24 protein-coding genes, 1 pseudogene and 2 riboswitches are annotated in these 22,644 nt (G+C 41.5%); of the genes and pseudogenes, 11 read left to right on the top strand and 14 right to left on the bottom strand.

What is annotated here, in order from left to right; translation table 11 throughout:
• Nucleotides 1–93: 93 nt before the first annotated feature.
• Together BROSI_RS00520 and BROSI_RS00515 are read right to left on the bottom strand one after the other, a co-directional pair.
• Nucleotides 94–1,170, bottom strand: a complete 1,077-nt coding sequence (locus BROSI_RS00520; RefSeq protein WP_052561355.1) for an ABC transporter ATP-binding protein — start codon at nucleotides 1,168–1,170, stop codon at nucleotides 94–96.
• Entirely contained in the window at nucleotides 1,167–1,928 is a 762-nt protein-coding gene (locus tag BROSI_RS00515) for a carbohydrate ABC transporter permease (RefSeq protein WP_052561353.1), read from the bottom strand. Before BROSI_RS00515 ends, BROSI_RS00520 begins: the two co-directional genes overlap by 4 nt.
• A 274-nt stretch (nucleotides 1,929–2,202) precedes the next feature.
• Between BROSI_RS00515 and BROSI_RS00510 the strand changes: the two genes are divergently transcribed.
• On the top strand, nucleotides 2,203–2,622 hold the full coding sequence (locus BROSI_RS00510; RefSeq protein ID WP_082058932.1) for an EamA family transporter: 420 nt from the start codon (nucleotides 2,203–2,205) through the stop codon (nucleotides 2,620–2,622).
• A gap of 35 nt (nucleotides 2,623–2,657) precedes the next feature.
• On the opposite strand, the gene BROSI_RS00505 is transcribed toward BROSI_RS00510, so the two are convergent.
• Together BROSI_RS00505 and BROSI_RS00500 are read right to left on the bottom strand one after the other, a co-directional pair.
• Complete coding sequence (locus BROSI_RS00505) at nucleotides 2,658–3,119, bottom strand: universal stress protein (RefSeq protein WP_052561349.1); 462 nt, start codon at nucleotides 3,117–3,119, stop codon at nucleotides 2,658–2,660.
• Nucleotides 3,120–3,391: 272 nt separating this feature from the next.
• The gene (locus tag BROSI_RS00500) at nucleotides 3,392–3,571 is read right to left on the bottom strand and encodes a hypothetical protein (protein WP_052561348.1); all 180 of its coding nucleotides are present in this window, start codon (nucleotides 3,569–3,571) and stop codon (nucleotides 3,392–3,394) included.
• 212 nt (nucleotides 3,572–3,783) lie between these two features.
• Nucleotides 3,784–3,886: riboswitch (cyclic di-GMP riboswitch) on the bottom strand.
• Nucleotides 3,887–4,242: 356 nt separating this feature from the next.
• Between BROSI_RS00500 and BROSI_RS21180 the strand changes: the two are divergent.
• The 5 genes and pseudogenes from BROSI_RS21180 to BROSI_RS00480 all read left to right on the top strand — a co-directional run.
• Nucleotides 4,243–4,959, top strand: a pseudogene (locus BROSI_RS21180) (sigma-54 interaction domain-containing protein); the annotation flags it as partial.
• Nucleotides 4,922–5,272, top strand: coding sequence for a helix-turn-helix domain-containing protein (locus BROSI_RS21175; RefSeq protein ID WP_157842287.1), 351 nt, complete (start codon nucleotides 4,922–4,924; stop codon nucleotides 5,270–5,272). The pseudogene BROSI_RS21180 and the gene BROSI_RS21175, both read left to right, overlap by 38 nt.
• Nucleotides 5,273–5,628: 356 nt before the next feature.
• Complete coding sequence (locus BROSI_RS19545; RefSeq protein WP_157842286.1) at nucleotides 5,629–5,931, top strand: hypothetical protein; 303 nt, start codon at nucleotides 5,629–5,631, stop codon at nucleotides 5,929–5,931.
• A gap of 252 nt (nucleotides 5,932–6,183) precedes the next feature.
• On the top strand, nucleotides 6,184–6,357 hold the full coding sequence (locus tag BROSI_RS00485; RefSeq protein ID WP_200891661.1) for a response regulator: 174 nt from the start codon (nucleotides 6,184–6,186) through the stop codon (nucleotides 6,355–6,357).
• 36 nt (nucleotides 6,358–6,393) lie between these two features.
• The gene (locus tag BROSI_RS00480; RefSeq protein WP_052561342.1) at nucleotides 6,394–6,576 is read left to right on the top strand and encodes a DUF1328 domain-containing protein; all 183 of its coding nucleotides are present in this window, start codon (nucleotides 6,394–6,396) and stop codon (nucleotides 6,574–6,576) included.
• Nucleotides 6,577–6,679: 103 nt separating this feature from the next.
• On the opposite strand, the gene BROSI_RS00475 is transcribed toward BROSI_RS00480, so the two are convergent.
• The 9 genes from BROSI_RS00475 to BROSI_RS00430 all read right to left on the bottom strand — a co-directional run bounded on the left by BROSI_RS00475 (nucleotide 6,680) and on the right by BROSI_RS00430 (nucleotide 14,677).
• On the bottom strand, nucleotides 6,680–6,922 hold the full coding sequence (locus tag BROSI_RS00475; RefSeq protein ID WP_052561341.1) for a GlsB/YeaQ/YmgE family stress response membrane protein: 243 nt from the start codon (nucleotides 6,920–6,922) through the stop codon (nucleotides 6,680–6,682).
• A 52-nt stretch (nucleotides 6,923–6,974) separates the two neighbouring features.
• A complete protein-coding gene (locus BROSI_RS00470; protein WP_052561339.1) occupies nucleotides 6,975–7,214 on the bottom strand; it encodes a GlsB/YeaQ/YmgE family stress response membrane protein in 240 nt (79 codons plus the stop codon).
• 25 nt (nucleotides 7,215–7,239) lie between these two features.
• Nucleotides 7,240–7,674 carry a sll1863 family stress response protein gene (locus BROSI_RS00465; RefSeq protein ID WP_052561337.1) on the bottom strand — a complete coding sequence of 145 codons (435 nt, stop codon included), beginning with the start codon at nucleotides 7,672–7,674 and terminating at the stop codon, nucleotides 7,240–7,242.
• A 27-nt stretch (nucleotides 7,675–7,701) separates the two neighbouring features.
• On the bottom strand, nucleotides 7,702–8,763 hold the full coding sequence (locus tag BROSI_RS00460) for a cytochrome P460 family protein (RefSeq protein WP_052561335.1): 1,062 nt from the start codon (nucleotides 8,761–8,763) through the stop codon (nucleotides 7,702–7,704).
• Between the two features lie 152 nt (nucleotides 8,764–8,915).
• The gene (locus BROSI_RS00455) at nucleotides 8,916–10,010 is read right to left on the bottom strand and encodes a sirohydrochlorin chelatase (RefSeq protein WP_052561334.1); all 1,095 of its coding nucleotides are present in this window, start codon (nucleotides 10,008–10,010) and stop codon (nucleotides 8,916–8,918) included.
• 127 nt (nucleotides 10,011–10,137) lie between these two features.
• Nucleotides 10,138–10,249: riboswitch (cyclic di-GMP riboswitch) on the bottom strand.
• Nucleotides 10,250–10,442: 193 nt separating this feature from the next.
• The gene (locus tag BROSI_RS00445; RefSeq protein WP_052561332.1) at nucleotides 10,443–11,666 is read right to left on the bottom strand and encodes a glycosyltransferase; all 1,224 of its coding nucleotides are present in this window, start codon (nucleotides 11,664–11,666) and stop codon (nucleotides 10,443–10,445) included.
• Nucleotides 11,667–11,680: 14 nt separating this feature from the next.
• Nucleotides 11,681–12,397, bottom strand: coding sequence for a DUF5752 family protein (locus tag BROSI_RS00440; RefSeq protein WP_052561331.1), 717 nt, complete (start codon nucleotides 12,395–12,397; stop codon nucleotides 11,681–11,683).
• Nucleotides 12,363–13,208, bottom strand: a complete 846-nt coding sequence (otsB, locus tag BROSI_RS00435; protein WP_052561330.1) for a trehalose-phosphatase — start codon at nucleotides 13,206–13,208, stop codon at nucleotides 12,363–12,365. Before otsB ends, BROSI_RS00440 begins: the two co-directional genes overlap by 35 nt.
• Nucleotides 13,205–14,677 carry an alpha,alpha-trehalose-phosphate synthase (UDP-forming) gene (locus BROSI_RS00430; protein WP_230400609.1) on the bottom strand — a complete coding sequence of 491 codons (1,473 nt, stop codon included), beginning with the start codon at nucleotides 14,675–14,677 and terminating at the stop codon, nucleotides 13,205–13,207. Before BROSI_RS00430 ends, otsB begins: the two co-directional genes overlap by 4 nt.
• 155 nt (nucleotides 14,678–14,832) lie before the next feature.
• Between BROSI_RS00430 and BROSI_RS00425 the strand changes: the two genes are divergently transcribed.
• Complete coding sequence (locus BROSI_RS00425; RefSeq protein ID WP_052561328.1) at nucleotides 14,833–15,423, top strand: TetR/AcrR family transcriptional regulator; 591 nt, start codon at nucleotides 14,833–14,835, stop codon at nucleotides 15,421–15,423.
• On the top strand, nucleotides 15,407–16,381 hold the full coding sequence (locus tag BROSI_RS00420; protein WP_157842285.1) for a hypothetical protein: 975 nt from the start codon (nucleotides 15,407–15,409) through the stop codon (nucleotides 16,379–16,381). Before BROSI_RS00425 ends, BROSI_RS00420 begins: the two co-directional genes overlap by 17 nt.
• A gap of 32 nt (nucleotides 16,382–16,413) precedes the next feature.
• On the opposite strand, the gene BROSI_RS00415 is transcribed toward BROSI_RS00420, so the two are convergent.
• Nucleotides 16,414–16,779 (bottom strand): VOC family protein, encoded by a 366-nt coding sequence (locus tag BROSI_RS00415; RefSeq protein ID WP_052561324.1) that lies wholly within the window; start codon nucleotides 16,777–16,779, stop codon nucleotides 16,414–16,416.
• A 349-nt stretch (nucleotides 16,780–17,128) separates the two neighbouring features.
• Between BROSI_RS00415 and BROSI_RS00410 the strand changes: the two genes are divergently transcribed.
• The 3 genes from BROSI_RS00410 to BROSI_RS00400 all read left to right on the top strand — a co-directional run bounded on the left by BROSI_RS00410 (nucleotide 17,129) and on the right by BROSI_RS00400 (nucleotide 22,363).
• The gene (locus BROSI_RS00410; protein WP_052561322.1) at nucleotides 17,129–20,578 is read left to right on the top strand and encodes a molybdopterin-dependent oxidoreductase; all 3,450 of its coding nucleotides are present in this window, start codon (nucleotides 17,129–17,131) and stop codon (nucleotides 20,576–20,578) included.
• A 142-nt stretch (nucleotides 20,579–20,720) separates the two neighbouring features.
• Nucleotides 20,721–21,161: a hypothetical protein gene (locus BROSI_RS00405; protein ID WP_052561317.1), complete on the top strand. Its 441-nt coding sequence runs from the start codon at nucleotides 20,721–20,723 to the stop codon at nucleotides 21,159–21,161.
• A 14-nt stretch (nucleotides 21,162–21,175) separates the two neighbouring features.
• Nucleotides 21,176–22,363, top strand: a complete 1,188-nt coding sequence (locus BROSI_RS00400; protein WP_052561315.1) for a cation:proton antiporter — start codon at nucleotides 21,176–21,178, stop codon at nucleotides 22,361–22,363.
• Nucleotides 22,364–22,644: the final 281 nt, after the last annotated feature.

The raw sequence follows: 22,644 nt of genomic DNA, 5'->3' as shown, positions 1-22,644 counted from the left end.
TATTATTATGAAGTGAACTTGACGGCAAGGGATCGGCTCACCGGTACGCACAGCTTCTTCAATCCTTAACTCAGGGATAAAGTAACCAAAATACTATTCTATCCTTGTTTTCGTTATCGGATCAAACCAGTGAATAGTATCAGGGGAGAATTGTAAGTTTACCCGATCACTTATTTTTATTCCTTCAACAAAAGTTTTTACATACCAGGTTATATCCTGGGTAATTTTAACATGAATTATTGATTCGTGACCAAGGTATTCTGTGTGTTCTACTGTGCAGGGTATGGTAAAAGGTATGTTTGTTTCTTTCTCAGAAGAGAGATCTGCTTGCACAACGATTAACTTTTCAGGGCGTATGCCGAGGATGAGATTGTTTTTGTTTGGGAAAAAGGTTGGGTACTCAATGAGGATTTCTCCAAGGGTAAAGGAATGTGTGCTGAGCTTGTTTATTTGAGCCATGTTCATCGGTGGGGTTCCTACAAAGCTGGCAACGAAGGTGTTTTGGGGTTTCTGATATATTTCATCCGGTGTGCCAATCTGTTGTAACCTCCCTTTGTCCATGATGGCTATGCGATCCCCCAGGGTAAGCGCTTCGATCTGGTCGTGGGTGACATAGACAGTTGTTATATTGCGATTCCTTTGAAGTTTCTTTAACTCTCCCCGAGCTGAAAGCCGAAGTCGCGCATCAAGATTGCTCAGCGGTTCATCCATCAGAAAGACCTGTGGGTTCCGCACAAGCGCCCTTGCCAACGCTACCCGTTGTTTCTCTCCTCCGGAAAGTTCTTTCGGATACTTTTGCAATAAGACATTTAACTCTAACATCTTTGCCGTTCTGATAATCTTCTGTTGCATTTCCTTTTCCTTTCGTATTCTCAGGGGAAAGGCAATATTGTCGTAGACCTTCATGTGGGGATATAAGGCGTAATTCTGGAAGACCAGGGCAACATCTCTTTTCCCCGGAGGGATTTGATTAACAATATGTTCATTAAAGAAAATGTATCCCGAAGCAGGTGTTTCCAGACCTGCTATCATATTTAATGTGGTAGATTTTCCACTGCCGCTGGATCCCAGCACAACCAGAAATTCGCCGCTCTGTATATCTAAGTTTAAATTGTTAACGGCGATGGTATGTCTGTATCGTTTCGTAAGGTCTTGTAATCTTATTCTCATTCTTTCACGGCACCGCTAGTTAATCCACGTATAATATATTTCTGGAAGATCATTAAAAAGATAAGGAGCGGAAGTGTTACCACGACAGAGGCAGCGGCAATATCTCCCCAGGGGACCTCATAGGTACCCTCAAATAGGGCAATCCCTACCGATGCCATCCGTGTCGATTCATCCGGGGTAAAGGTGAGGGCGAAAAGGAATTCATTCCAGCAAAAGATGAAAACAAGAACCGCTGCTGAGAGAATGCCCGGTAGCGACATGGGTGTGATGATATATCGAAAGGCCTGGAAATGGGTACAGCCATCTATTAGTGCGGCGCTGTCCATCTCGAATGGGATTTTGTCCAGATATTTTACCATGAGGAAAAAAGCCAGAGGAAAATTATGAGCACTGTAAGTGCAGATAAGCGAAATGGGCAGATTGATCCAGCCAAGGGTATAAAAGAGTTTATAGAGGGCAGCAACAAGGCTTATGGTAGGAAGGGTGAACAGAACGATAATCATAAATAAGATAAAAGTTTTCCCTCTGAATGAGAATCGTGACACTCCATATGCAGCAAGGAGTGAGAAGGGTATTGTGATCAATACGGTCGATAGTGAGACCATAAAACTATTGAACAGATAATAAGGAAAATTGCTTCCCAAAAGGACATTTTTGTATGCGCCAATAGTGTAAGTAACCGGGAATACGGGTGGCAATTGCATAACCTGGACAGGGAGTTTAACTGATGTTAGGAAGATCCAAAAAAAAGGTCCCATACTCCAGCATATGATAAAGATGAAAAAAAGATAAAAGGTGAGTTTCTTAACCATTCGTTAAATTGCAATACAGTGTTTAAAGATAATTTTAGAGAATTTTCCCTCTTTTTTTATTATAATCATATGGCCTTAGATTCTACAAGACGTTTCTTTTAAATACCTCCTGCGATTCATTTACTCAAATAATTCAAAACATAATTTCAGATTTTTTTCCTGCATAAGGGTTTGCATTGTAATTTATTCTAGCAAAAACAGAATTTGTCGGTAAAGCACTATGGAATCATTTTTGTTTGCCTTGCTTGCTGCTTTTATTGCTGGATTTGCTCCCTTTTTAGAAAAGATAGGACTCTCATCAGTTGAACCAACAGCCGCATACCTGATCCGTTGTTCAGCGGTCATCGTAGGGGCAATAATCGTTATCTCTTTTACTCCGAGTTTAGTATCTATGGAGAAAATGGAGACAAAGTCTATCTTCTTTCTGTTCCTTTCGGGCATTTTAACAGGATTTGTTGGGCAATTGGTATTTTACAAAGCACTTAAGCTGGGTGAGATATCAAGGATTATTCCTATCACAAGTTGCTATCCTTTATTTACATTCATTTTGGGCTGGGTTTTCCTGGGTGAGGCTATTACGCTATGCAAGGTTTTAGGTATGCTACTTATTGTAGCAGGAATTTTGCTCCTGAGATTTTAGCGGGAGTATTGCTTCCTGAGATAAATCACTTCATTTTAATTTTTATTGGAAGATTTTATCGGAACGACCGTGACAGGGCATGGAGATTGGCGTACTACCTGTTCTGCCACGCTTCCTAACAATAAGTGTTTTACCCCAGTTCGCCCATGTGTCGATATTACAATCAGATCAACATTATTAGTTTTAGCGAATTCAGTTATTTCTGCATACACAGGTTTGGTGGGTTTAATCACCGAGATTTCTACAGGGAAATCAGCAAAATGTTTTTCTGCTATTTCTCTCATTTTCTCTGAAGTTTGTCTGTGTAGCATCTCTAACATATCAACAATTGATAACCCAAACGCAAAGGTAACATTTGCCGGCGCCACTTCATCTATTACTTTTAAAAGGGTAATTTTGCACTTATCTTTTCCAATGAGTTGGGCAATCTCTTTTGCATAATCAAATGCTGATTCAGCCTCTGCAGAAAAATCGGTTGTGACAACAATATGTTTCATAATGTTTTTCCTTTATAGTATAGTCAGAAATCTTCTGGCAGCCGCAATTATTGCCTTCTTACTTCATTTCTTTATCTTCAGTCTATAATAAAACTCTTTGAATATCCATTGCTATTCCTTTAATTGATGTCGGTATCCCTAGGACTATTGGGCTTTTTGCTTCTTTCAGAAGGTTTTTAGTCTTAAAAGCAAAAAGGCAACTCACAGAGTTGCCTTTTTGCTGTCTTCCAGGACCAACTATGCTGGTACCTTTACCTGCGGTATTATTGATTTTATTTCGAATGGCATTCGCACTTGCAATCTTTCTCCGGTACAGATGGCAGGTGTCCGCACTTATCGCACTTCTTTTCCTCAGCGGCTATCGCAGAGCCAACTAGTATGGTATTTACGACACCAACACCACACATCAATACACCAGCAACAACAAGACTATAACCAAACTTCTTTAACATTTTATTCTCCTCCTCATATAAAGAAGTTCAACCCGAACTCCCGGGAACATTTCCGGTAAAGTTGTGGGGCTTGATACAGAATTCGTAATATGAAAATTTCTGATAAGAATAAATCTTGAATAGACAACTTAAAAAAATTCACTACTTTATTTTGGCAACTATCCTTAAAAAATAAAAAAGCCTTACTGCAAAGATATTCACTGAAAAACATCTTCGGCAGTAAGGCTGTCTCATAAGCGGTTTAAACGGTTTAAACCGCTAGCAAGACCCTTTCCTTTGCGTCCCCCGATCGCTCAGGGTTTGCCTTTATCGTAATGTCTTGTTTATTTATATTGTTATTGAAGTACTTAATCTATATTTGTCGTTATGGATTGTTACACTGTCAAATAATTTATTATTTTCGACTCTTGTATTTTAAAAATGGCATATTTTTCCATATTGTCAATTAAAAAGGCTAGAATATTTTTTGGTTCACTTTAAAAAAAAACATAACAGATGGAAAGTCAATCATATGCAAAAATATCTCTCTGTAGTTTTGGTACTCAATTTATCGTAGTAATAATCATTACAACAACAAGCGCGTTTTTTCATGATTTTTGCTTCCTCCTCATAATGAGCCAAGTATGTTTCTCAGGGCTGAAGTGGTAAAAAAAATGTCCAACTAGGAACACCTGGTTGGGCAATCGAAACCGTTCCTTCGCGTGATTGAGAAAATTCCATCACTTGCGTGGTCAGATGCGACAGTCATGATTTACGGGGAGACGGGAACCGGGAAAGAACTTATTGCCCGGGCAATCCACTATAATAGCCACAGGCATGGGAAGCCGTTTATTCCGGTTAATTGTGGAGCCCTGCCGGACCACCTCATTGAAAATGAGCTTTTCGGGCATGCAAAGGGGGCCTTTACCGATGCCTCTACTGCTGAAAAAGGACTCATAGCGGAAGCAGAGGGGGGAGCCCTTTTCCTCGATGAGGTAGATACCCTTAGCAGTTCCGCACAGATCAAACTCCTTCGGTTCCTGCAGGACAAGGAGTATCGGCATCTCGGTTCTTCAAAAAGCAGGGGCGCAGATGTCCGGGTCATTGCCGCAACCAATAGCAATCTCTGGTATCTTGTGGAGACGAAACGCTTTCGTGAGGATCTTTATTATCGTTTGAATGTTCTTTCAGTCACACTTCCCCCTCTTCGTGAACGGGTTAGCGATATTCCTCTTCTTGCAGCTCACTTCCTCACCCGTTACGCAAAGCAGAATCGTCGGGGTTTACTGCATCTCTCAGGAGATGCAATGCAAAAGTTGATTCACTATCCCTGGTCGGGGAATGTGCGTGAGCTGGAAGGGGTAATACAGCGTGCCGCAGTTTTGTGCGCCTCTTCTGTGCTCGAACCTGAGGATATCGACCATTTTTCGCCATGTGGGGGGAGCGTTATTGGAAGACAGTTCTTTGCGGGAAGACAAGAAGGAGGCTTGCAGTCCATTCATCAGTGCATCCGATTTTCCGGTAACAGATCATTCTTTACAAAAGGTCAAGATACAAGCCATTGGTCAGTTCGAACGGTCATATCTGACGAATCTCCTTATTGCCCACAAAGGAAACATAACTCACGCCGCAAAGGCCGCGGGAAAAGACCGGAGGACTCTTCAGAGGCTTCTCCGGAAATATAACCTGGATGCACGTGCCTTCCGGATCAAATACGAGTAATATTTTGTAACTATTTAGCCAACTGAAGTTTTCAGAAGACTGAGGACGAGATGCTGAAATAAATTCAGCATGCAGTGTCTCTTCATTTGTCATTCTGAACTTGTTTCAGAATCTCTTTGGAATCACTTCAGTTGACTAAATATTTTTTTTATTCAATGCGGCAGTTGCGCCGCATTTTCATGCCGCATATTGATTTTGTCTGCATCTCTTTGATTTTCAAGGCAATAGAAGAATATTAACCGGGGAGTGTTGTGCGGTCAGAAACCCGCATCTGCCTTCAACGGACCGGCAGAAGACCTGAAAAATGAAGGGTAGAGAGAAATAGTTTTTTGGCATCTTTGTTGCGGTTTTGGGCAATGTTATTAGTAAACGTCTTAAGCAGGTTGATGGGTAATAGTCATTGCGAGCGACAGCGAAGCAATCCCGCCAGAGAGATTGCTTTGGGCTATTGTTCCCGCAATGACAACTTTCTTTCAGTGTTTGCTATAGACAGGAAGGAAGAGGCGTTCGTCATGGAGAAAAAAAACTTAAACTGTAATGATCATGAGGTGTTAATGTCCCTTCTTGACTATCTCATCAGACATCGGAATGCGAAAGATACCCTGGAAGGTTATACTCGGATGGTGGTTTCCCAAAGGTTATATTGTGCAAAGAGATGAGGTTCAACATGCTATTGATTTTTTGATTTCAAGAAATTGGTTAACAAAACACGAGACGACCAATTTTCAAAAAATCTATGGAATTAACAAGAAACAGCTCAAAAAGATCAAATCGTTTCATGCTTCATTTAAAGGGAAAACAGATGAAAATAAAAGGTAACTTTTAGGCAATCCCCCATCCCCATACTGCGGTAAAGTTTAAAGCGGACAGGGTCGGGGAAGCTGGACGGTATTGACTTGATGGGTAGAATCTTGAGTGAACATAAGAATATTCCGATTATTATTAACACTGCTTATGGCGGCTATACAGATAATTTCCTGATGTGGTCAGCCGATGCATATATTATCAAGTCTTCTGATCTGAGTGAATTGAAGAACAAGATAAAGGAACTGCTAGACAAAATCGAATGTAATAATGCATCATAAAAGCCAAGACATTTACTTTTTTGGAAGGAGTTACAAATGCTATATTGGGCTATAGTATTCTTTATCGTTTCGATTGTAGCGGCACTGTTTGGTTTTACCGGAATTGCTGTTGCAACTGCAACCATTGCGAAGTTTCTTTTCTTTATATTTGTCGTTGTCTTTATTATTTGTCTTGTATTTGGTCTCTTGGGACTCCCTCATGATCATCCGCCATTATGACGAATGCTTATTTATAAACCGTATGAAGGATTTATATAACAAAGGAAAGAAGTCTTATAAAGTGTAGTAAATGGTAAAGCTTCATGGAGGGAGAAATACTTGCCTATGCCCGGCGTAGGATACGAACAACTGCAACTACTACAATGCCTCCAATCACCGCCACAATAATATTCCCGATCAAACTGGTAGCATAGAGACCGAACAAACCGAACAACCAGCCTCCAACGATGCCACCCAATAGTCCAATAATCAAGTCACCAGCAAGGCCATAGCCTCTCCCTTTTACCACCAGTCCTGTAAGCCAGCCGGCAAGAATGCCACTCATAATCCAGATTGCGAGATACATCGTATCCCTCCTTTTTTATCAGTTTGGTTTCCGGGTGATCACCATATTTTCTTCATCGACGTATGGTGCGAACAATCGCGATTAGTATTACTCCTCCAATTAAAGCCGCAAAGATATTTCCAATCCAATTGGACGATAGTAGCCAAAACATTCTGAATATCCAGCCTCCAATTATACCACCCAATGCCCCAATAACCAAGAAGCCAATGAGTCCGTAGCCTCGTCCTTTTACCACCAGTCCAGTGAGCCAGCCGGCGATAATGCCGCTGATAATCCAAATCGTGAAAAACAAAGTTGTCTCCCCTTTGAGACGAAAATTATTTAAAACGAGAGATCGCCTCGCTGTATGCTTTCTTCAAGTCCTCCAGAGCATTTTCTGTTCCAGACTTTAGATTTTCCCATGCATCTGCACTTGAAGACTTGAGTCTCTCCAATTTGTTTCTTGCATCTTTTTGCTTCTGTTGCAACGTTTCAATCATCTCATGGCACTTGGCCTTGGTTTCCTCTCCTGCATTCGCTGCCTTTGCTTCAAGCTCTTTTATCTTATTCTCGAGTTCATGTAGTTTATCTTCCAGTTGCGTCTGATACTCTTCTCTTTTCTGTATGAGATAATTCTTGGTTGTTTCAAGGGCTTCCCCTGTTTGACGTTTGATATCCTCTGACGATACCTCTGTGTCAGTTTTTTTCTGATTACAAGCAGTGGCAAAAAAGAAAGAAAAAACTATTGCGCTAGCAAATCCTACTCTTTTCATACTTTTACCTTTCTAGTGGATATGGGATTAATACATATGCTCTAACTTCAAAGGACTTGTAAAAATATAGTCGTTACTTGTTTGTTTCCCGTGACATTCTATGCAGCCAGCAACTTTACCGGCCAACGTTATGGTCTTGCCATCTTTTTCTTCAGTCATGACTTTGCCGTTTGGGGCAAATTTAACCCAAAACCAGTCAAAAGCATCAGGAGCAAAACCTTCTATCTTATGCATCACGGTTATTGAGGCGATGTTTTTATCAGGCATGTAGTTTTCTTTAATAATTATCGCTCCGGGAGGCATCTTTTCCTTTTTTTGCATAATTACCTCGTGGGCGGCAGTATTTACATAGGTAGTTAAGAAAGCGCCATGTGGCTCCTTTCCTTCATAACATGCCTCCTTGCCTGGCCACATCTTCCAGTTTACGTGGTAATTTTCACTCTGCATTTTATTCCAGAGTTCATGAGCCATTTTTTCGATGTCGGGTATTTCCATTTCCACTTTTACAGCTTCTGACACTCCTTCCCTCAAATGGCTTGTAAAAATATAGTCATTGGCGCTCTGTTCACTATGGCATTCAATACACGTTGCAACTTTACCTGCCAGGATCAGAGTCTGACCATATTTTTCAGCAGTAGTGATCGTGCCGTCTGGTTCAAATTTAGCCCAGAACCAGTCGTTTACCTTAGGATTAAAACCCTCTATTTTGTGCATTACCGTGATAGAAACAAGGGTTTTGTCAGGCATATAATTTTCTTTAATAATTATCGCTCCGGGCTGCATCTGTTCCCTTTTATCTATAAATGTCTTTAAGGCGGGTTCATTTATGTAAGTAGTTAATAATGCCCCATGAGGTTCTCTGCCTCCTGTATATAACGCTTCCTTGCCTGGCCACATCTTCCAGTTGACCCAATATTTTTCCCCTTGTATTTTCCTCCAGAGATCGCTAGCCATTTTTTCGGCATTCAAATCTTCTTGCACGGTAATCTTAGGTATCTCTTTTTTCTCGATCACCTTTTTTACTCTTTCACATCCTACAAAAAGAAAACTTATTAATAACGCGAGTATTAACAAATTGTTTAATTTCATATTCCCCTCTTTCTCTGTATGGTAAGTTATCTAAAGTTTAAGCTCAACTAATTGCAAAGCCATATTTCTTAGATGAAAAATTGACCTCCTGCTTTACCGAAGGTAATGAATGGGATAATCAATGGATTTTAATTCATCACAATGGTTTTCTTTCATCGCTGTCTCCCCGTGGATTCTTTCATTTGTTCTTCTACCTGCATTTCTACCCACCTCGTTATGTTGCTATGGGGTAATAGGGTTTTGCCATTGAAGATATAGGGAAGTCCTTTCAAAGCGGCCACAATTTCACTTTCTACACCACCCGTGGCGAGTAAGTGTGGGATTGCAATGACCTTCCCGTCTTTGCCGCTCATCTCTACCATTGTTCTCAGCTCATGAATAGCCCTCTCTTTGATCTCCTCCGGGGCATCACTCCTCCATGTCGCAACCTTAACTTTCTTAAAGTTGCCTTTCTCGCGAACATAGTAGGCTAGCTTTTCCATGTCAGCCAGCCAGAGTCTATTTTCTTTTTCATCATTAGGCCCGTGCCCGACCAGAATAACCGTTTCATTAGGCGGATTAGCGCTAAGCTCCATAGCCCTTTCGAAAAGAATTTCCGCAACGAGCATGCTATCATCCAGAGCGCCTGACATGCGAAATTTTATCCTGCTTTCTATCCTTGGTAAGGATTTAACAGTGGTAGTTTCGGGCAATTTCTCCTGAATACCCAGGATGTAACGGGAATTACCTATGATTGGGCTGTGAGAGGAGATGAAGAGTGGCACCACGATCACTTCAGAAACGCCCTTTTCTTCTAAGCTATGAACAGCTTCCTTTATGGTATCCGGATCAGCCATACCAAAGGCAACTTCCAGCGGATATTTATCAGTGAGTGGCTTTACCACTTCCAGAACAGAAGCATTCCACAAGGGAAGTGCCTCCGAATTGCGCTCTTCATGCACCTGTTCTCCGTGCATGCGATGTACTCCGTGTGCAAGGACAAGCACACCTATGTTCTTGGACTGATTTACAGATTGTATGGCAATTCCCTTTTCTTCTAATTTTTCATTTCTTCCCAATGGACATTCTTTCAATCCTCCCAATTCCTCTCTCTGGAAAACCCCCCTTGCTCCTTGCCCTATGGTAACCTCTGTACTTGCCACCATCTTCTTTTTCAGAAGCTCTCGTCCGTAAATTCTTGAAGCGTGGAAAAAACCTACGACCAGAATGCTTAAAAAAATTCTGCACCAGAAAACAAGTTTTCCCATCACCTCTCTCCTGCTCAAACTCAAATTTTCTTTATTTTCTTAACGGCGTTGGAAACCCTTTGTTTCACGATAATCGTCTCAAATGAAAATAAAAAAGCCTTACTGCAAAGATATACACTTAAACATCTTCGGCAGTAAGGCTGTCTCATAAGCGGCGTAAACTGTTTAAACCGCTTAAACGGCTAGCAAGACCCTTTACTTTGCGCCCCCTGATTGCTCAGGGTTTACCTTTATCGTAATGTCTTATTTGTTTATGTTAATAAGTTATTTTATCTTTTTGAATGCAATAAAATGTTTTTTTACTTTTAAAAAGTTTATCTTGCCCGATCTCTATAAATGTAAAATATACCATGTAATTTTTCAAAATCCAGTCCAAAACGTCTTGAGAAAAAATAAGCATGAATATTTGGGCAGAGAAACGATGAATCTTTTTTATAAGTAAACAATATCTTCGGGATGGTACATGCACAGAAATAAGAGCATGTAGTCTTTTAAGTGACGGGTAAGAAGGAAGTTCTGCTTAATGTGCTCATGGCCGTTCTTACCAAGTCTTTTGGCATATTCAGGACTGTTTAATAACTGTTTAATGGCGAATGCTGCGCCGGCAACACTATGACATAAGAGGCCGCTATATTTGTGTTTGACCTGTAACGGAATACCCCCTGTGCCGGATGCGACAACTGGTTTTGCCTTCCATAATGCCTCTGTTACGGTAAGTCCAAATCCTTCACGAAGTGATTTTTGAATAATAACGTCAGATGCCCTCTGGAGCGCATTGATCTCAATGTCGCTGCCGGAAGGGATAGGGAGGATGTGTATGTCAGCGTCATTGCCAGCAACTTCCTTTGTCTCTGCAAAGACCTTGGTCGATTCCGGGTCGTCTGTGGCCGTACCGCCGGCAATAATGAGTTGACAGTCAATACGTTTTTTTACCAAACGATACGCCTCAATAACGCCGATAGGGTCCTTTAAATAGTCGAACCGTGAAATTTGAGTAATAATGGGAGTGTCTGCAGGTATATGATATTTTTCTAAGACTTTGTCGATTGTCTCCTGCGGCAAATCCTTATTTTTATCACTTAAAGGGTCGATGGAAGGTGTTATCAGAAATTGTCTGATAGGTAAGAGTTGTGAAAAATTTGGAGAAGAAAAGACAGCAGCATCATATTGATGGATAAATGGCGCCAAAAAGTTCCATACCTGCTTATCGGGCGCTGATACGTCTATATGGCACCGCCAAATCCATTTGCTGTCAGGAATGGAAGTCTTTTTCTTAACCAGGGTGATAGGCTGCGGGTCATGGATGAACACAACGTTTCCAATAGTCTTCACCTCGTCAATATTCCGCTGGCTTGTCTCCATGAAGATTTCAAACATCTGCGGAGTGATCTCTTCGGATTTACCGTGCAGGGCATTATGGAATTTTTTGGTGACGTTGAAAAAATCCTCTCCACCCTTGATAAAGTCCCATCGGGTGTCTACCCCTAATTCTTGCAATAGAGGCACCATGCGATTAAGAATCTCTGCTACACCGCCACCAACAGCAGTTGAATTGATGTTCTGGATGAGTTTCCCCTGAAGTTTGCCTGCCAATAATTTCAATTCTTCAATGGTGTGGGGGCCAACGATGGATTCATATTCAGTGATCTTTGCCATTATTTCACGAAAATTTAGGGATTTTGAAGTGTCACCCTGGCAGGAAATTCCTCTAAAGAGAGTTCAACAATCCTTTTTTCTGTTAATTTTACCAGAGCAAATCTCAGGTTTTCCATGGTATGGGTATATGGATCCAGCGATGCAATTTTATTTGCCAGTTTGCTCTCTGACAGACTATGTTCAAGCCAGTGAGAAAAATCATTCGTACCCACTCCAATACGAAGTCTGGCCTCAAACATGTGAAAGTAAATAGAATCAAGGGTAATCCTTTGCAATACTGCTTGAAATTCCTTGAGGTCTGAGGCTGTATAGGGTGTTTGAAAGACAAAGCTAATCGATTTTACAAAATGGAACGCTTCCCCTGATGTTGCAAATCTTTGAAGCGATTTAGGATGTTTTGCTATGTAGTTTTCAATGGTGCGAATGATTTCGTTACGAAGTTCACGGATGGTTGTGTATTGGATCGTATCAATACTAAACAGATCTTCGCCGAGCACCTCGTCACCCAAAACACCATTAATCCAATAGGCAAAATCATTTGGAGGTTCCGGTGACAAATATTGGTGTTGCTGAAGAAAACTGTGGGTATGATGATAGATAACCGACCCTGGAACCGTTTTTATGAGGTCTAACAACTCCTGCAGATTGCTTGCCTTTAGCCCGGTGAGTTCTGGTATATGTGTCTGCGTATAGAATCTAAATGGCTCTTTTGCCTTCTGTAAGGTGCCCATTGTTGTCCTCGCTTTTTTGATTATAAAGAAGTTCTAAAAAAACCTTTACCTCTTCGGGTGAGTTGACAAAGTAATCAGCCGAGAATGTATCCAATGGTGTTCCTACAAAGATCATCAGCCTTTTCCCGCTTAAAGCAGTAAATACTTCTATATCTGCCTGATCATCGCCAAGATAAACAAGAAGTGCATCCCCGTTGAATTCTAAGGGAAAATAATTGGTCAATAACCATTGAATCGTAGTGGCTTTATTCCACTTTACCGGCGGACGTATCTCATAAACCATCTTTCCCGTACTCAGGGACAGTATATTTCTCTCTACGTAAGGTTTTGTAATACTGTCAAGGGTCTTCCTTACGAATTCCACGTCACTTGCCTTTTTGACCAACCGGTAATGCAAACTAATGGTATAGCCTTTGTCTTCCAGGTATACCCCTTCAATATGTCTTAAAGATTTAAAGAGCCGCATATACATGTGCCAGAGATTACAGCGTGCCTTTTTTGCCTCTGAACTGCTAAACCGTACGCCCGGTCCCTCCAGCTCTATTCCATGATTGGCTGCATATAAAATCCCTGGAATATTAACCAGTTTTTTTATCTGCCGGAGTGAACGCCCCGTTATTATGCCAAGAAAGAATGTTCTGTTCTGAGAAAATTTCAATAAAATCTGACGCACTTCTTCCGAGAGCATGGCAAGGTCCGGATGTTCACGAATAGGCGTTAAGGTGCCGTCAAAATCCGTCAATAGGATTATTTTCTTCTGTGTCCGGAGAAGTTCGTTAATAGTCTGAATATGGTCGAATGCGTATTTCATTGATGTAATTTGATGAGTTCATTCACTATACTCTGTCCCCAGTTGTATATATTGTGTTCCAGCAGATGCTCCCTGAGTCGTTGCATCCTTTTTTTCTTTTCGTCGGGAGGCATTTCGATGGCGGTCTTTATCGCCCCGGCAAAAGTGTCGATAGCGTAAGGATTGATTTGAATACTGCCCGTGAGTTCTTCGGCTGCGCCGGTAAACCGGCTGAGGAGCAATACGCCAGACTCGTCGAAACGGGTGGCAATAAACTCCTTGGCAACCAGATTCATGCCATCGTGTAATGAGCTAACGATACAGATGTCCGATAAACGGTAGAGGGCCTGTATACTTATCCGATTAAAGTGTGATTTTAATAATCGTATGGGCGTCCACCTTCCACTATGGTATTTATGATTAATCTCGTTCATGAGGTCATATATCGTATCGTTGTAATCCCGATAGTCCTCAATGTGGATCCGGCTTATGGTGCCTGCCTGTATGAAGGTAAACTTATTTCTATATTCAGGGTGTTTTTCAAGGAATCTGTCAATGGCCTTAAATCTTTCAGGAATGCCCTTGGTGTAATCCACCCGGTCTAATCCCACACCGATAATTTGTCCTTTTAAACCAAGTTCTCTCTTGATTCGCGCCATTTCATTTTCAACGTCTTTCCCCTGAGATTGCAAGTTGAGATCATCAAAATCAATACTAATGGGAAATGGCCGGACATGGGTCGTCTTTCCTTCTTTCGTGGCAGTAAACTTTCCATAATCTATCCTTGACTCCAGATTCCGGTCTACAGTATCGAGGAAATTGTTGCAATGGTACTGGACATGGAATCCCAGAAGATCATTTCCCAGGAGTCCCTCCAGAATTTCCTGACCCCACGGGCATATACGGAATGCCTCCCGGTTTGGCCAGGGAATATGCCAGAACTGTGCTACAAGCAAATCCGGCCTGCTTTCTTTTAGCATCTTGGGGAGTAAGGTAAAATGATAGTCTTGAATAAAAACGAATGCCTTGCCATTTCCAACCTCTTCCAAAATAACATTGGCAAATTTCTGATTCACCGATTTGTATGCCAGCCAATCTGCTTCATTAAATTTGGGCTTGACGTACACGATATGGCAAAGCGGCCACAGCGCCTCATTGGAAAAGCCGTAATAAAACCTCTCTTCCTCCTCATGGGTAAGCCAGACTCTCCGAAGGGTATACTGTGGGTTGTCAGGCGGAACGGCAATACGATCTTTGCTATCTACTACCTCCTTATCGGCGTCACCACTGCCATAAGCAATCCATGTCCCTCCTTCGGCCCGAATAATGGGATCCAGCGCCGTGACCATCCCGCTAGCCGGGATAATGCATTTAATTTCCTCGCCCACATAATTATGACTATATGGCTCACGGTTGGATACAATAATAAGCTTATAATCCTTGAGTTTTGCCGATATAAGTTCTTTTAGTGTCTCTTTTGAGTAAATCATACTTTATTATGCTATTTATTTGGTTTACATTTAGCTTCTTTTATAAAATGTTAACTATCGTAAACATAATAATTATTGCCTTATTATAATCTAAGATTTATAATTTGTGCAAGTAAATTGTCTTGTGTTTATAAGTTAATAGAGAAGGAAATACAATGCAAATCAGAAAACACACAAAAATCAGAAGACAGCAGATTATCGATGTCATTCGGCGCATTATTTATTCAAAGGGCATTGAATACGTCACGATAAGCGAAATAGCAGGCCGGATAGGCACCACCAAAACGGCAATATATCGTCATTTTAAAAACAAGAGAGATATATTGAATTTGTTGATCGATAACATTGAGGAAACCCTCATGAGCAAGCTGGACAGGGCAATGATAAGCTACGATCCTATTCAAAATCTAAAGAAGGTGCTGCTGGCACACCTTACGTATGCTAAGGAACGTCGTGAGACATCCTTCATTGTTATCATGGGGGCTATGCAGTTCAGCGATATGGTTATACGGAGAAAAATTTCCCAGCTTATTCAAAAGTATCTGCGAAAGATAGAAAAGATGCTTTCAGGCGCCATAAAGTCAGGGCTGGTAAAAGATACTATTAATCCCAAAATAGCTGCTATTGCCTTTCTTGGTCTCATCCAGTCAACGGTAACTGTGTGGTCTTATAAGAATTTCAACTTTATACCTCAAAAAATCCACGCCCATCTGTGGAATATTTATTGCAGTGGGATCGGCGCTTAGTTTGAAGCTCAGGAATTCCTATGTAAAAACCTTAAGTCTCTCTTCCCCTGAGTCATGGAGTGACAGTCTTCCGAGTGAAGTTGAGGAATCTGATTTACGAAGTGCCAATACTCATTATACAACTCATACAACGATCAATTCTGCGCTCAGATATTTAAGAATAGGTGCATTCCTAACCTTCGTAGGTATTAATCTGAGGTTTATCATAGGAAATATCATAAATGCCCTTATCTTTTTTAATATTCTGCAGCCAGGGAATCCTGCTCATAGGTACGATATACACGCTCCGAGTATACCCGACATGTGCGGAGATGTGGTTATGACTTTAGTCTTTGCCGCTGCTTATCTGTTCATCGCGTCAAACCGTGTAAAAAATGGAGTTACAGGTCTTCATAATTTACAGGAGTTGAGTAGTCAATATTTCGTGGCTGTCAAACGCCTGAAAAATCATATTCACTCATCAAAGAACCTCTTTTCTTTAACTGCCATAGGTTTTAGTTTGTATTTTCTCTCTAGATATTTTTTGTCTCCGGGATTGGAAGTGGTTTTTATTGAAAACATCACTCCTTTATCCCGTGTTTTGAATATTTTAAACGATGTGATTAAAATAGGTTCTCCGCTTATTTTCGCCAATGTTTATTGCAAATACCTATCTACAAACAGGTCTCTCGCCTTAGTGCTCTATGTATTTTTTCTTGTAAGAAATCTTTTTGCAACGAATATGCTGGGATTGATTACCAACTACGACCTGCATATTGGTGCTCCTTTTCTGGATGTTTTAACACCACTTATCATGATTTATTCAGTTGTTTCTATCATTTTTGATGATAAGACGGAATCGGGTCTCCGCGAAATATTCCATTTAGATGCCAACACTATAGCGTTACCTTCCATTCCATCCTCAGTTCCAAAGCTCAGTGCGCCATCATTCCGTGCGGAACCAGGGAATCTCAAATGAATGCATTATTTATGAATCTCACGTTTTGTTCTTCAGTTTTCAACTGACCATACCTCCAGGCGATTCCCTTCAGGATCAAACAGGAAAAAGGCCCTCCCGCCCCATGGATGGTCAGCAATCTTGCCCACGTTTACACCCCTGGCCTTCAAAGACTGCCATGTCGCATCGGCCTTGTCTACCTGAAATGCCAGCGTCAAACCTTGTCCCCTGGCGCTTTTAACGGTTGCCCGTTGTTCATTCGCCACGCTCAAACGGGCGTTAGAGGTTACTGCAAACTCCACAAACCAATTGTTCTCAAACGTTACCGAAAAGCCTAAGATGTCCCGATAAAAGGAAACCGTTTCTTGCCAGCGATGGCAGTACAATATTGTGTTGATAACGCGAATGGGTTCTCTCATGATTTCCAGATCATCTCCTTAGCAATAAGATATGGATGCTTGGTTTCATTAAACTATTTTATACTCGCCTTATTATAGAAAAAAGCGCCGATAGGTCAAAGACCATTTGGTCTTTTTGATTGTATCGAAAGATTTCGGCATATATCCCAAAAAATACCTTTGTGCACTTTGCACCTTTGCGGTGGACTAGTGCCAAAATGAAGCTGTTACGAACAATCGTATAATTATCATTGACATGTAAGTATCCGATTGTATACTTAAATGCATGTATATATTATGACCTTATTTGTAAAGAATGAACAAGAGATGTTTAATAGTACCACAAATTTTTATGAAAGGAGTAGGAAATATGAAACTGACAAGAAGAACTTTCCTACAGGTGGCAGGCGCAACGGGAGCGACCTTTACCCTTACCAGTAAAGCAATGGCGTTCAGGCTGTTAAAACCTGCTGTTGAGGTGGGAAATCCGTTAGATGTCTATCCTGACCGAGCATGGGAAAGCGTGTACCGGGATCAATACAGGTACGACCGCACATTTACCTATACGTGTTCGCCGAACGATACCCACGCCTGCAGGGTGAGAGCATTTGTAAGGAACGAAGTGATCATGAGGGTCGAGCAAAACTATGATCACCAGAATTATTCAGATCTGTATGGAAACAAGGCCACGAGGAACTGGAATCCCAGGATGTGTCTCAAAGGATATACCTTCCATCGCAGGGTGTACGGGCCTTACCGGTTAAGGTATCCGCTTATCAGAAAAGGTTGGAAACAGTGGGCAGATGACGGGTTTCCGGAATTGACACCGGAAAATAAAACAAAATATATGTTTGATGCCAGGGGACAGGATGAACTTTTAAAGGCGTCCTGGGATGATGCCTGGACATATGCCGCAAAGGGGATTATCCATATTACCAGGAAATACAGCGGTGAAGAAGGTGCAAAAAAATTGATAGGGCAGGGATATCCGAAAGAGATGGTAGATGCCATGAAGGGCGCAGGCACGCGTACCTTCAAGGGTCGTGGCGGAATGGGTCTTTTGGGTGTCATAGGGAAGTACGGGATGTACCGGTTTAACAATACCCTTGCCTTAGTTGACAGTCACAATAGGGGAGTAGGGCCGGATAAGGCATTGGGTGGGAGGAACTGGTCGAACTATACCTGGCATGGAGATCAGGCCCCTGGCCATCCATTTGTTCACGGATTACAGACATCAGATGTTGATATGAATGACATACGGTTTTCAAAGTTGGTCATCCAAACGGGGAAGAATCTCATTGAAAATAAGATGCCAGAGGCCCATTGGCTTACGGAGGTAATGGAAAGAGGTGGGAAACTGGTTGTCATCACACCAGAATACAGCCCATCATCTCAGAAAGCGGATTACTGGATACCGATCAGGTGTAATACCGACACAGCGCTTTTCTTGGGTTTAACTAAAATATTGATGGACGAGAAGCTGTATGATGCAGATTATGTGAAGAAGTTTACCGATTTCCCTTTGCTTGTCAGGGCAGATACCCTGAAAAGATTGCAGGCCAAGGATATCTTCCCGGATTATAAACCGGAAGATATTTCTCATGGTCCAAGTTATAAGATTCACGGGTTGCATGATGATCAAAGAGAAATGATTGGTGATTTTGTTGTATGGGATGCAAAGACGAATGGTCCAAAACCGATTACGAGGGACGATGTTGGTGACAAACTGGTGGCTAAAGGTATCGACCCAGTTCTTGATGGCACATTTGAAGTAAAAACGGTGGGTGGAAAAGTGATTGAAGTCATGCCACTCTTTGAGATGTATAAAATACATCTCAAAGATTATGATATCGACACTGTTGTTGAAATAACCAATTCACCGAGAGAGCTAATTGAAAGGCTGGCGCATGATATTGCGACCATAAAACCGGTGGCAATTCATTACGGTGAAGGTATCAACCACTGGTTCCATGCAACGTTATTTAATAGGTCGACGTATTTGCCTCTTATGTTAACAGGCAATGTAGGCTATAAAGGTTCTGGTTCCCATACCTGGTCTGGTAACTATAAGGCCGGCAATTTTCAAGGCTCCAAGTGGAGTGGCCCCGGCTTCTATGGATGGGTTTCCGAGGATGTGTTTAATCCAAATCTTGACCCATACGCACCTGCAACGGATCTGAAGGTAAAGGGCCGTGCGTATGACGAAGAGGTGGCATACTGGAATCATAATGACAGGCCGCTGATTGTTAACACACCCAAGTATGGCCGCAAATGCTTTACGGGTAAAACACACATGCCGACACCGACAAAGATTATGTGGTTTACCAACGTAAACCTGGTCAACAATGCTAAGCATGTGTATCAAATGCTGAAGAATGTGAATCCCAATATCGAACAAATTATGTCCACGGATATTGAAATGACGGGCTCTATCGAGTATGCAGACTTTGCATTTCCGGCAAACTCCTGGGTGGAGTTTGAAACACATGAGATTACAAGCTCATGTTCTAATCCATTTGTTCAGATATGGAAGGGCGGCATAAGGCCTGTTAATGATTCAAAAGACGATGTGATGATTCTTGCGGGCATGGCAGCGAAGTTGGGAGAATTGCTCAGGGATTTGAGGTTCAGGGATTACTGGAAGTTCGCCTTGGAAGGCAGGCCCGAAGTGTATATCCAGAGATTGCTGGATGGGAGTACGACCTTAAAAGGTTATACTTTTGAGGATATTGTGAATGGAAAATATGGGGAACCGGGCGTTGCCCTGTTGCTCTATAGGACTTACCCAAGGCATCCATTCTGGGAACAGGTACACGAGAGTCTGCCATTCTATACTCCAACGGGAAGGTTACAGGCTTACAATGATGAACCTGAGATCATTGAGTATGGTGAGAATTTCATTGTCCATCGTGAAGGACCTGAGGCTACTCCGTATCTGCCCAACGTTATCGCCAGCACGAATCCTTATATCCGTCCGGATGATTATGGAATCCCTGAGGGCGCAGAACACTGGGATGAAAGGACTGTCAGGAATATCAAGAAGTCATGGGGAGAAGTAAAGCTGACGAAGAATTTCCTGTGGGAAAAAGGCTATAAATTTTATTGCGTGACGCCAAAATCAAGGCATACGGTGCATTCACAATGGGCGGTAACAGACTGGAACTTTATCTGGAATAACAACTTTGGCGATCCCTATAGGATGGATAAGAGAATGCCCGGTGTGGGTGAGCATCAGATCCATATAAATCCACAAGCGGCTAAGGATTTGGGTATCAATGATGGTGATTATGTCTATGTTGATGCAAACCCTGCCGACAGGCCATACGAAGGCTGGAAACCAAATGATCCATTTTATAAGGTGGCCAGGCTCATGTTACGGTGTAAGTATAATCCAGCTTACCCCTATGGAGTAACAATGATGAAACATTCTGCATGGATTTCAACGGAAAGAAGTGTAAAGGCTCATGAGTCAAGACCAGATGGCAGGGCACTATCGGCTGGTACAGGATATCAATCCAGTTTCCGTTATGGTTCCCAGCAGAGTATCACGCGGGACTGGTCAATGCCAATGCATCAGCTGGATAGCTTATTCCACAAATCAAAGACAAGCATGAAGTTCGTTTTTGGGTATGAGGCTGATAACCACGGTATTAATACTACTCCGAAGGAGACGCTGGTAAAGATTACCAAAGCTGAGGATGGTGGTATGGGTGGTAAAGGGTTATGGGAACCTGCAAAGACGGGTTATACACCAGGGAACGAGAACGATTTCATGAGGAGGTACCTGAATGGCGAATTAATAAAAATAGAGAAGGAATAAGCTCTTTCGATACGTCAAAAGTGAGCTAACAGGTGGATACTCATACCTGTTAGCTCACTGAATACTGTTGGAGAGCCGATTTGCCTTTTAAAATTTGGTGGATTTGTTTATGAAGTATTCGTTAAAAGGAAGGAAGGCCGGTATGAAGAGATACAAAATAAATGGCTGGAAGTTCTGTTTGATTCATATCTTTGGATATTTCATATTCTGCGGAGTGCCGAATAGTCTGGCTGACGAGAAGAAAAAATACGAACCAATAGTACATGGGGTAATGATTGTATCTATGGATATCCCTTTGCTGGAAACTATCGGGAAACGAATCAATATTGAAGTTGTTATTGGCAACGAGAGGACAACAAAAGTGACGACTATATTGACAGTGGATTGTCCTACATCAAATCAACTCATAGGGCGGGAAGCTGAAACACTGGATGGTCTGTCTTCAAAAAAAATCGTTTACAGCTGGGATACCAGCGGACTAAAAGAAGATACCTATACGATACGGGCAGAATTAGAGAAGGTACCCGGTGAGACGTATGTCGACGATAATATACGGCAAGTAAATATTTTTATGGTTCCTTAAGACAATAATGGAAAATGATTGTCAATGAAAGCGTATTATCACTAGGCATTTCCCTCATCGCCTTGTTTTTGGCAGGCTTTTTAGGCGCTAAAATTAACCAATCCCTTGTTGCCATTTTTATTGTAGTCGGCATTATCCTTCAAAACTTTTTCCCTGTTACGATTATCACAGAATTTATCGCCAAACTTGGTATTATCTTTATGTTGTTCATGTTCGGCCTTGAATTCTCCGTCGGGAGTTTGCTTAATAACAAAAGGAAATTATTCAATACAGGCATGTATGACCTTTTGTTTAACTTCCCGGTAGGATTGGTTTTAGGCTGGTTTTTAGGATATGGTTTACTGCAATCAATTTTGCTTGCTGGGATTATTTACGTGACCAGTTCAGTAATTGTGGCCAAGTCTATCATTGATTTGAGACGTTCGGCAAATCCGGAAACCGAATATATTCTTAACGTCCTTATTTTCGAGGATATGTTTATTGCCGTGTTTCTTGCGTTTATTATCGGTATTGTTAATTACGGTTCCATGGATGCAAAGGGCGCTTGCTTCGTTATGCTGAAAACCTCAGCATTTTTTCTGTTTTTTATCATACTTGCCAGAACTTCGAAGAAATTCATCGAGAAGATCATTGATATTGAACACACAGAATTATTTGTCATATTGATCCTTTCAATTATCGTACTTTCAGCAGGCGCTGCATCCAGGATAGGACTTTCTGAGGCAATTGGTGCATTTCTTGCCGGACTTTTATTGTCGGAAACAAAACAAAGGCACAGGATTTCAGAAGCAATTAAGCCCTTCCAGCAATTCTCTACGGCAATTTTCTTTGTCGCATTCGGAATGTCGATCGATTATAAGCATTTAGGAAGCCTTGTCCCTATGGGAATAATCATATTTATTATCTCTTCTTTTAGTAAGATTATTTGTGGGTATTTCATTGGGAAAAAATACGACTTGAACAAAAGGGCTGGGTTAAGGCTTGGATTTAGTCTTGTTCCAAGAGGAGAGTTTTCCATTATCCTGGCAGGGGCTATTACTATGAATTCCCATGCTTACCCGCTGAAATCTCTTACTGGTGTCTATGTATTGCTCAGCGCAATTCTTGGCAGCATTATGATAAAAGAATCGGAATGGTTTATAAAGTGGTTTCTTGAAAGAAAAAAGGTATGGGAAAAAATCCCGGAATCAGGAACCAATTAAGGGTCATACTTGTTTTCCATAAATAAAGCCAGAGATAAAGAGAGAAATAATGCACAAGCATTTTTCGAGTTTGAAATGATTTGACTAAAGATAGTCTCGCAAAGTATCACAAATAAATCTGTGAATAGTGTGAAAGGGTTTGTCGAGTGTACAATAGCGGTTAATTCATAATAATTTCATTTTAAAAACATTCAATTTTAATATATTATGAGTACTTTCAATTTTAGCCTGGCCTTCGTAATCATCTTCATTTCCTTTTGTTGCCCGGTCGCAATTGGATC

It is taken from the genome of Candidatus Brocadia sinica JPN1, from assembly GCF_000949635.1.
GTDB classification, from domain to species: Bacteria; Planctomycetota; Brocadiia; order Brocadiales; family Brocadiaceae; genus Brocadia; species Brocadia sinica.
This window is presented reverse-complemented; position numbering and strand designations above follow the sequence as displayed.

Excerpts from the sequence above, each read along its gene's own strand:
- BROSI_RS00460 (WP_052561335.1), bottom strand. The coding sequence starts at position 8,763 with ATGAAATTAAACAATTTGTTAATACTCGCGTTATTAATAAGTTTTCTT.
- BROSI_RS00475 (WP_052561341.1), bottom strand. The coding sequence starts at position 6,922 with ATGTATCTCGCAATCTGGATTATGAGTGGCATTCTTGCCGGCTGGCTT.
- BROSI_RS00500 (WP_052561348.1), bottom strand. The coding sequence starts at position 3,571 with ATGTTAAAGAAGTTTGGTTATAGTCTTGTTGTTGCTGGTGTATTGATG.
- BROSI_RS00430 (WP_230400609.1), bottom strand. The coding sequence starts at position 14,677 with ATGATTTACTCAAAAGAGACACTAAAAGAACTTATATCGGCAAAACTC.
- BROSI_RS00510 (WP_082058932.1), top strand. The coding sequence starts at position 2,203 with ATGGAATCATTTTTGTTTGCCTTGCTTGCTGCTTTTATTGCTGGATTT.
- BROSI_RS00410 (WP_052561322.1), top strand. The coding sequence starts at position 17,129 with ATGAAACTGACAAGAAGAACTTTCCTACAGGTGGCAGGCGCAACGGGA.
- BROSI_RS00405 (WP_052561317.1), top strand. The coding sequence starts at position 20,721 with ATGAAGAGATACAAAATAAATGGCTGGAAGTTCTGTTTGATTCATATC.
- BROSI_RS00445 (WP_052561332.1), bottom strand. The coding sequence starts at position 11,666 with ATGGCAAAGATCACTGAATATGAATCCATCGTTGGCCCCCACACCATT.
- BROSI_RS00400 (WP_052561315.1), top strand. The coding sequence starts at position 21,176 with ATGATTGTCAATGAAAGCGTATTATCACTAGGCATTTCCCTCATCGCC.
- BROSI_RS19545 (WP_157842286.1), top strand. The coding sequence starts at position 5,629 with ATGTTATTAGTAAACGTCTTAAGCAGGTTGATGGGTAATAGTCATTGC.
- otsB (WP_052561330.1), bottom strand. The coding sequence starts at position 13,208 with ATGAAATACGCATTCGACCATATTCAGACTATTAACGAACTTCTCCGG.
- BROSI_RS00520 (WP_052561355.1), bottom strand. The coding sequence starts at position 1,170 with ATGAGAATAAGATTACAAGACCTTACGAAACGATACAGACATACCATC.
- BROSI_RS00415 (WP_052561324.1), bottom strand. The coding sequence starts at position 16,779 with ATGAGAGAACCCATTCGCGTTATCAACACAATATTGTACTGCCATCGC.
- BROSI_RS00505 (WP_052561349.1), bottom strand. The coding sequence starts at position 3,119 with ATGAAACATATTGTTGTCACAACCGATTTTTCTGCAGAGGCTGAATCA.
- BROSI_RS00515 (WP_052561353.1), bottom strand. The coding sequence starts at position 1,928 with ATGGGACCTTTTTTTTGGATCTTCCTAACATCAGTTAAACTCCCTGTC.
- BROSI_RS00440 (WP_052561331.1), bottom strand. The coding sequence starts at position 12,397 with ATGGGCACCTTACAGAAGGCAAAAGAGCCATTTAGATTCTATACGCAG.
- BROSI_RS00465 (WP_052561337.1), bottom strand. The coding sequence starts at position 7,674 with ATGAAAAGAGTAGGATTTGCTAGCGCAATAGTTTTTTCTTTCTTTTTT.
- BROSI_RS00455 (WP_052561334.1), bottom strand. The coding sequence starts at position 10,010 with ATGGGAAAACTTGTTTTCTGGTGCAGAATTTTTTTAAGCATTCTGGTC.
- BROSI_RS00425 (WP_052561328.1), top strand. The coding sequence starts at position 14,833 with ATGCAAATCAGAAAACACACAAAAATCAGAAGACAGCAGATTATCGAT.
- BROSI_RS00480 (WP_052561342.1), top strand. The coding sequence starts at position 6,394 with ATGCTATATTGGGCTATAGTATTCTTTATCGTTTCGATTGTAGCGGCA.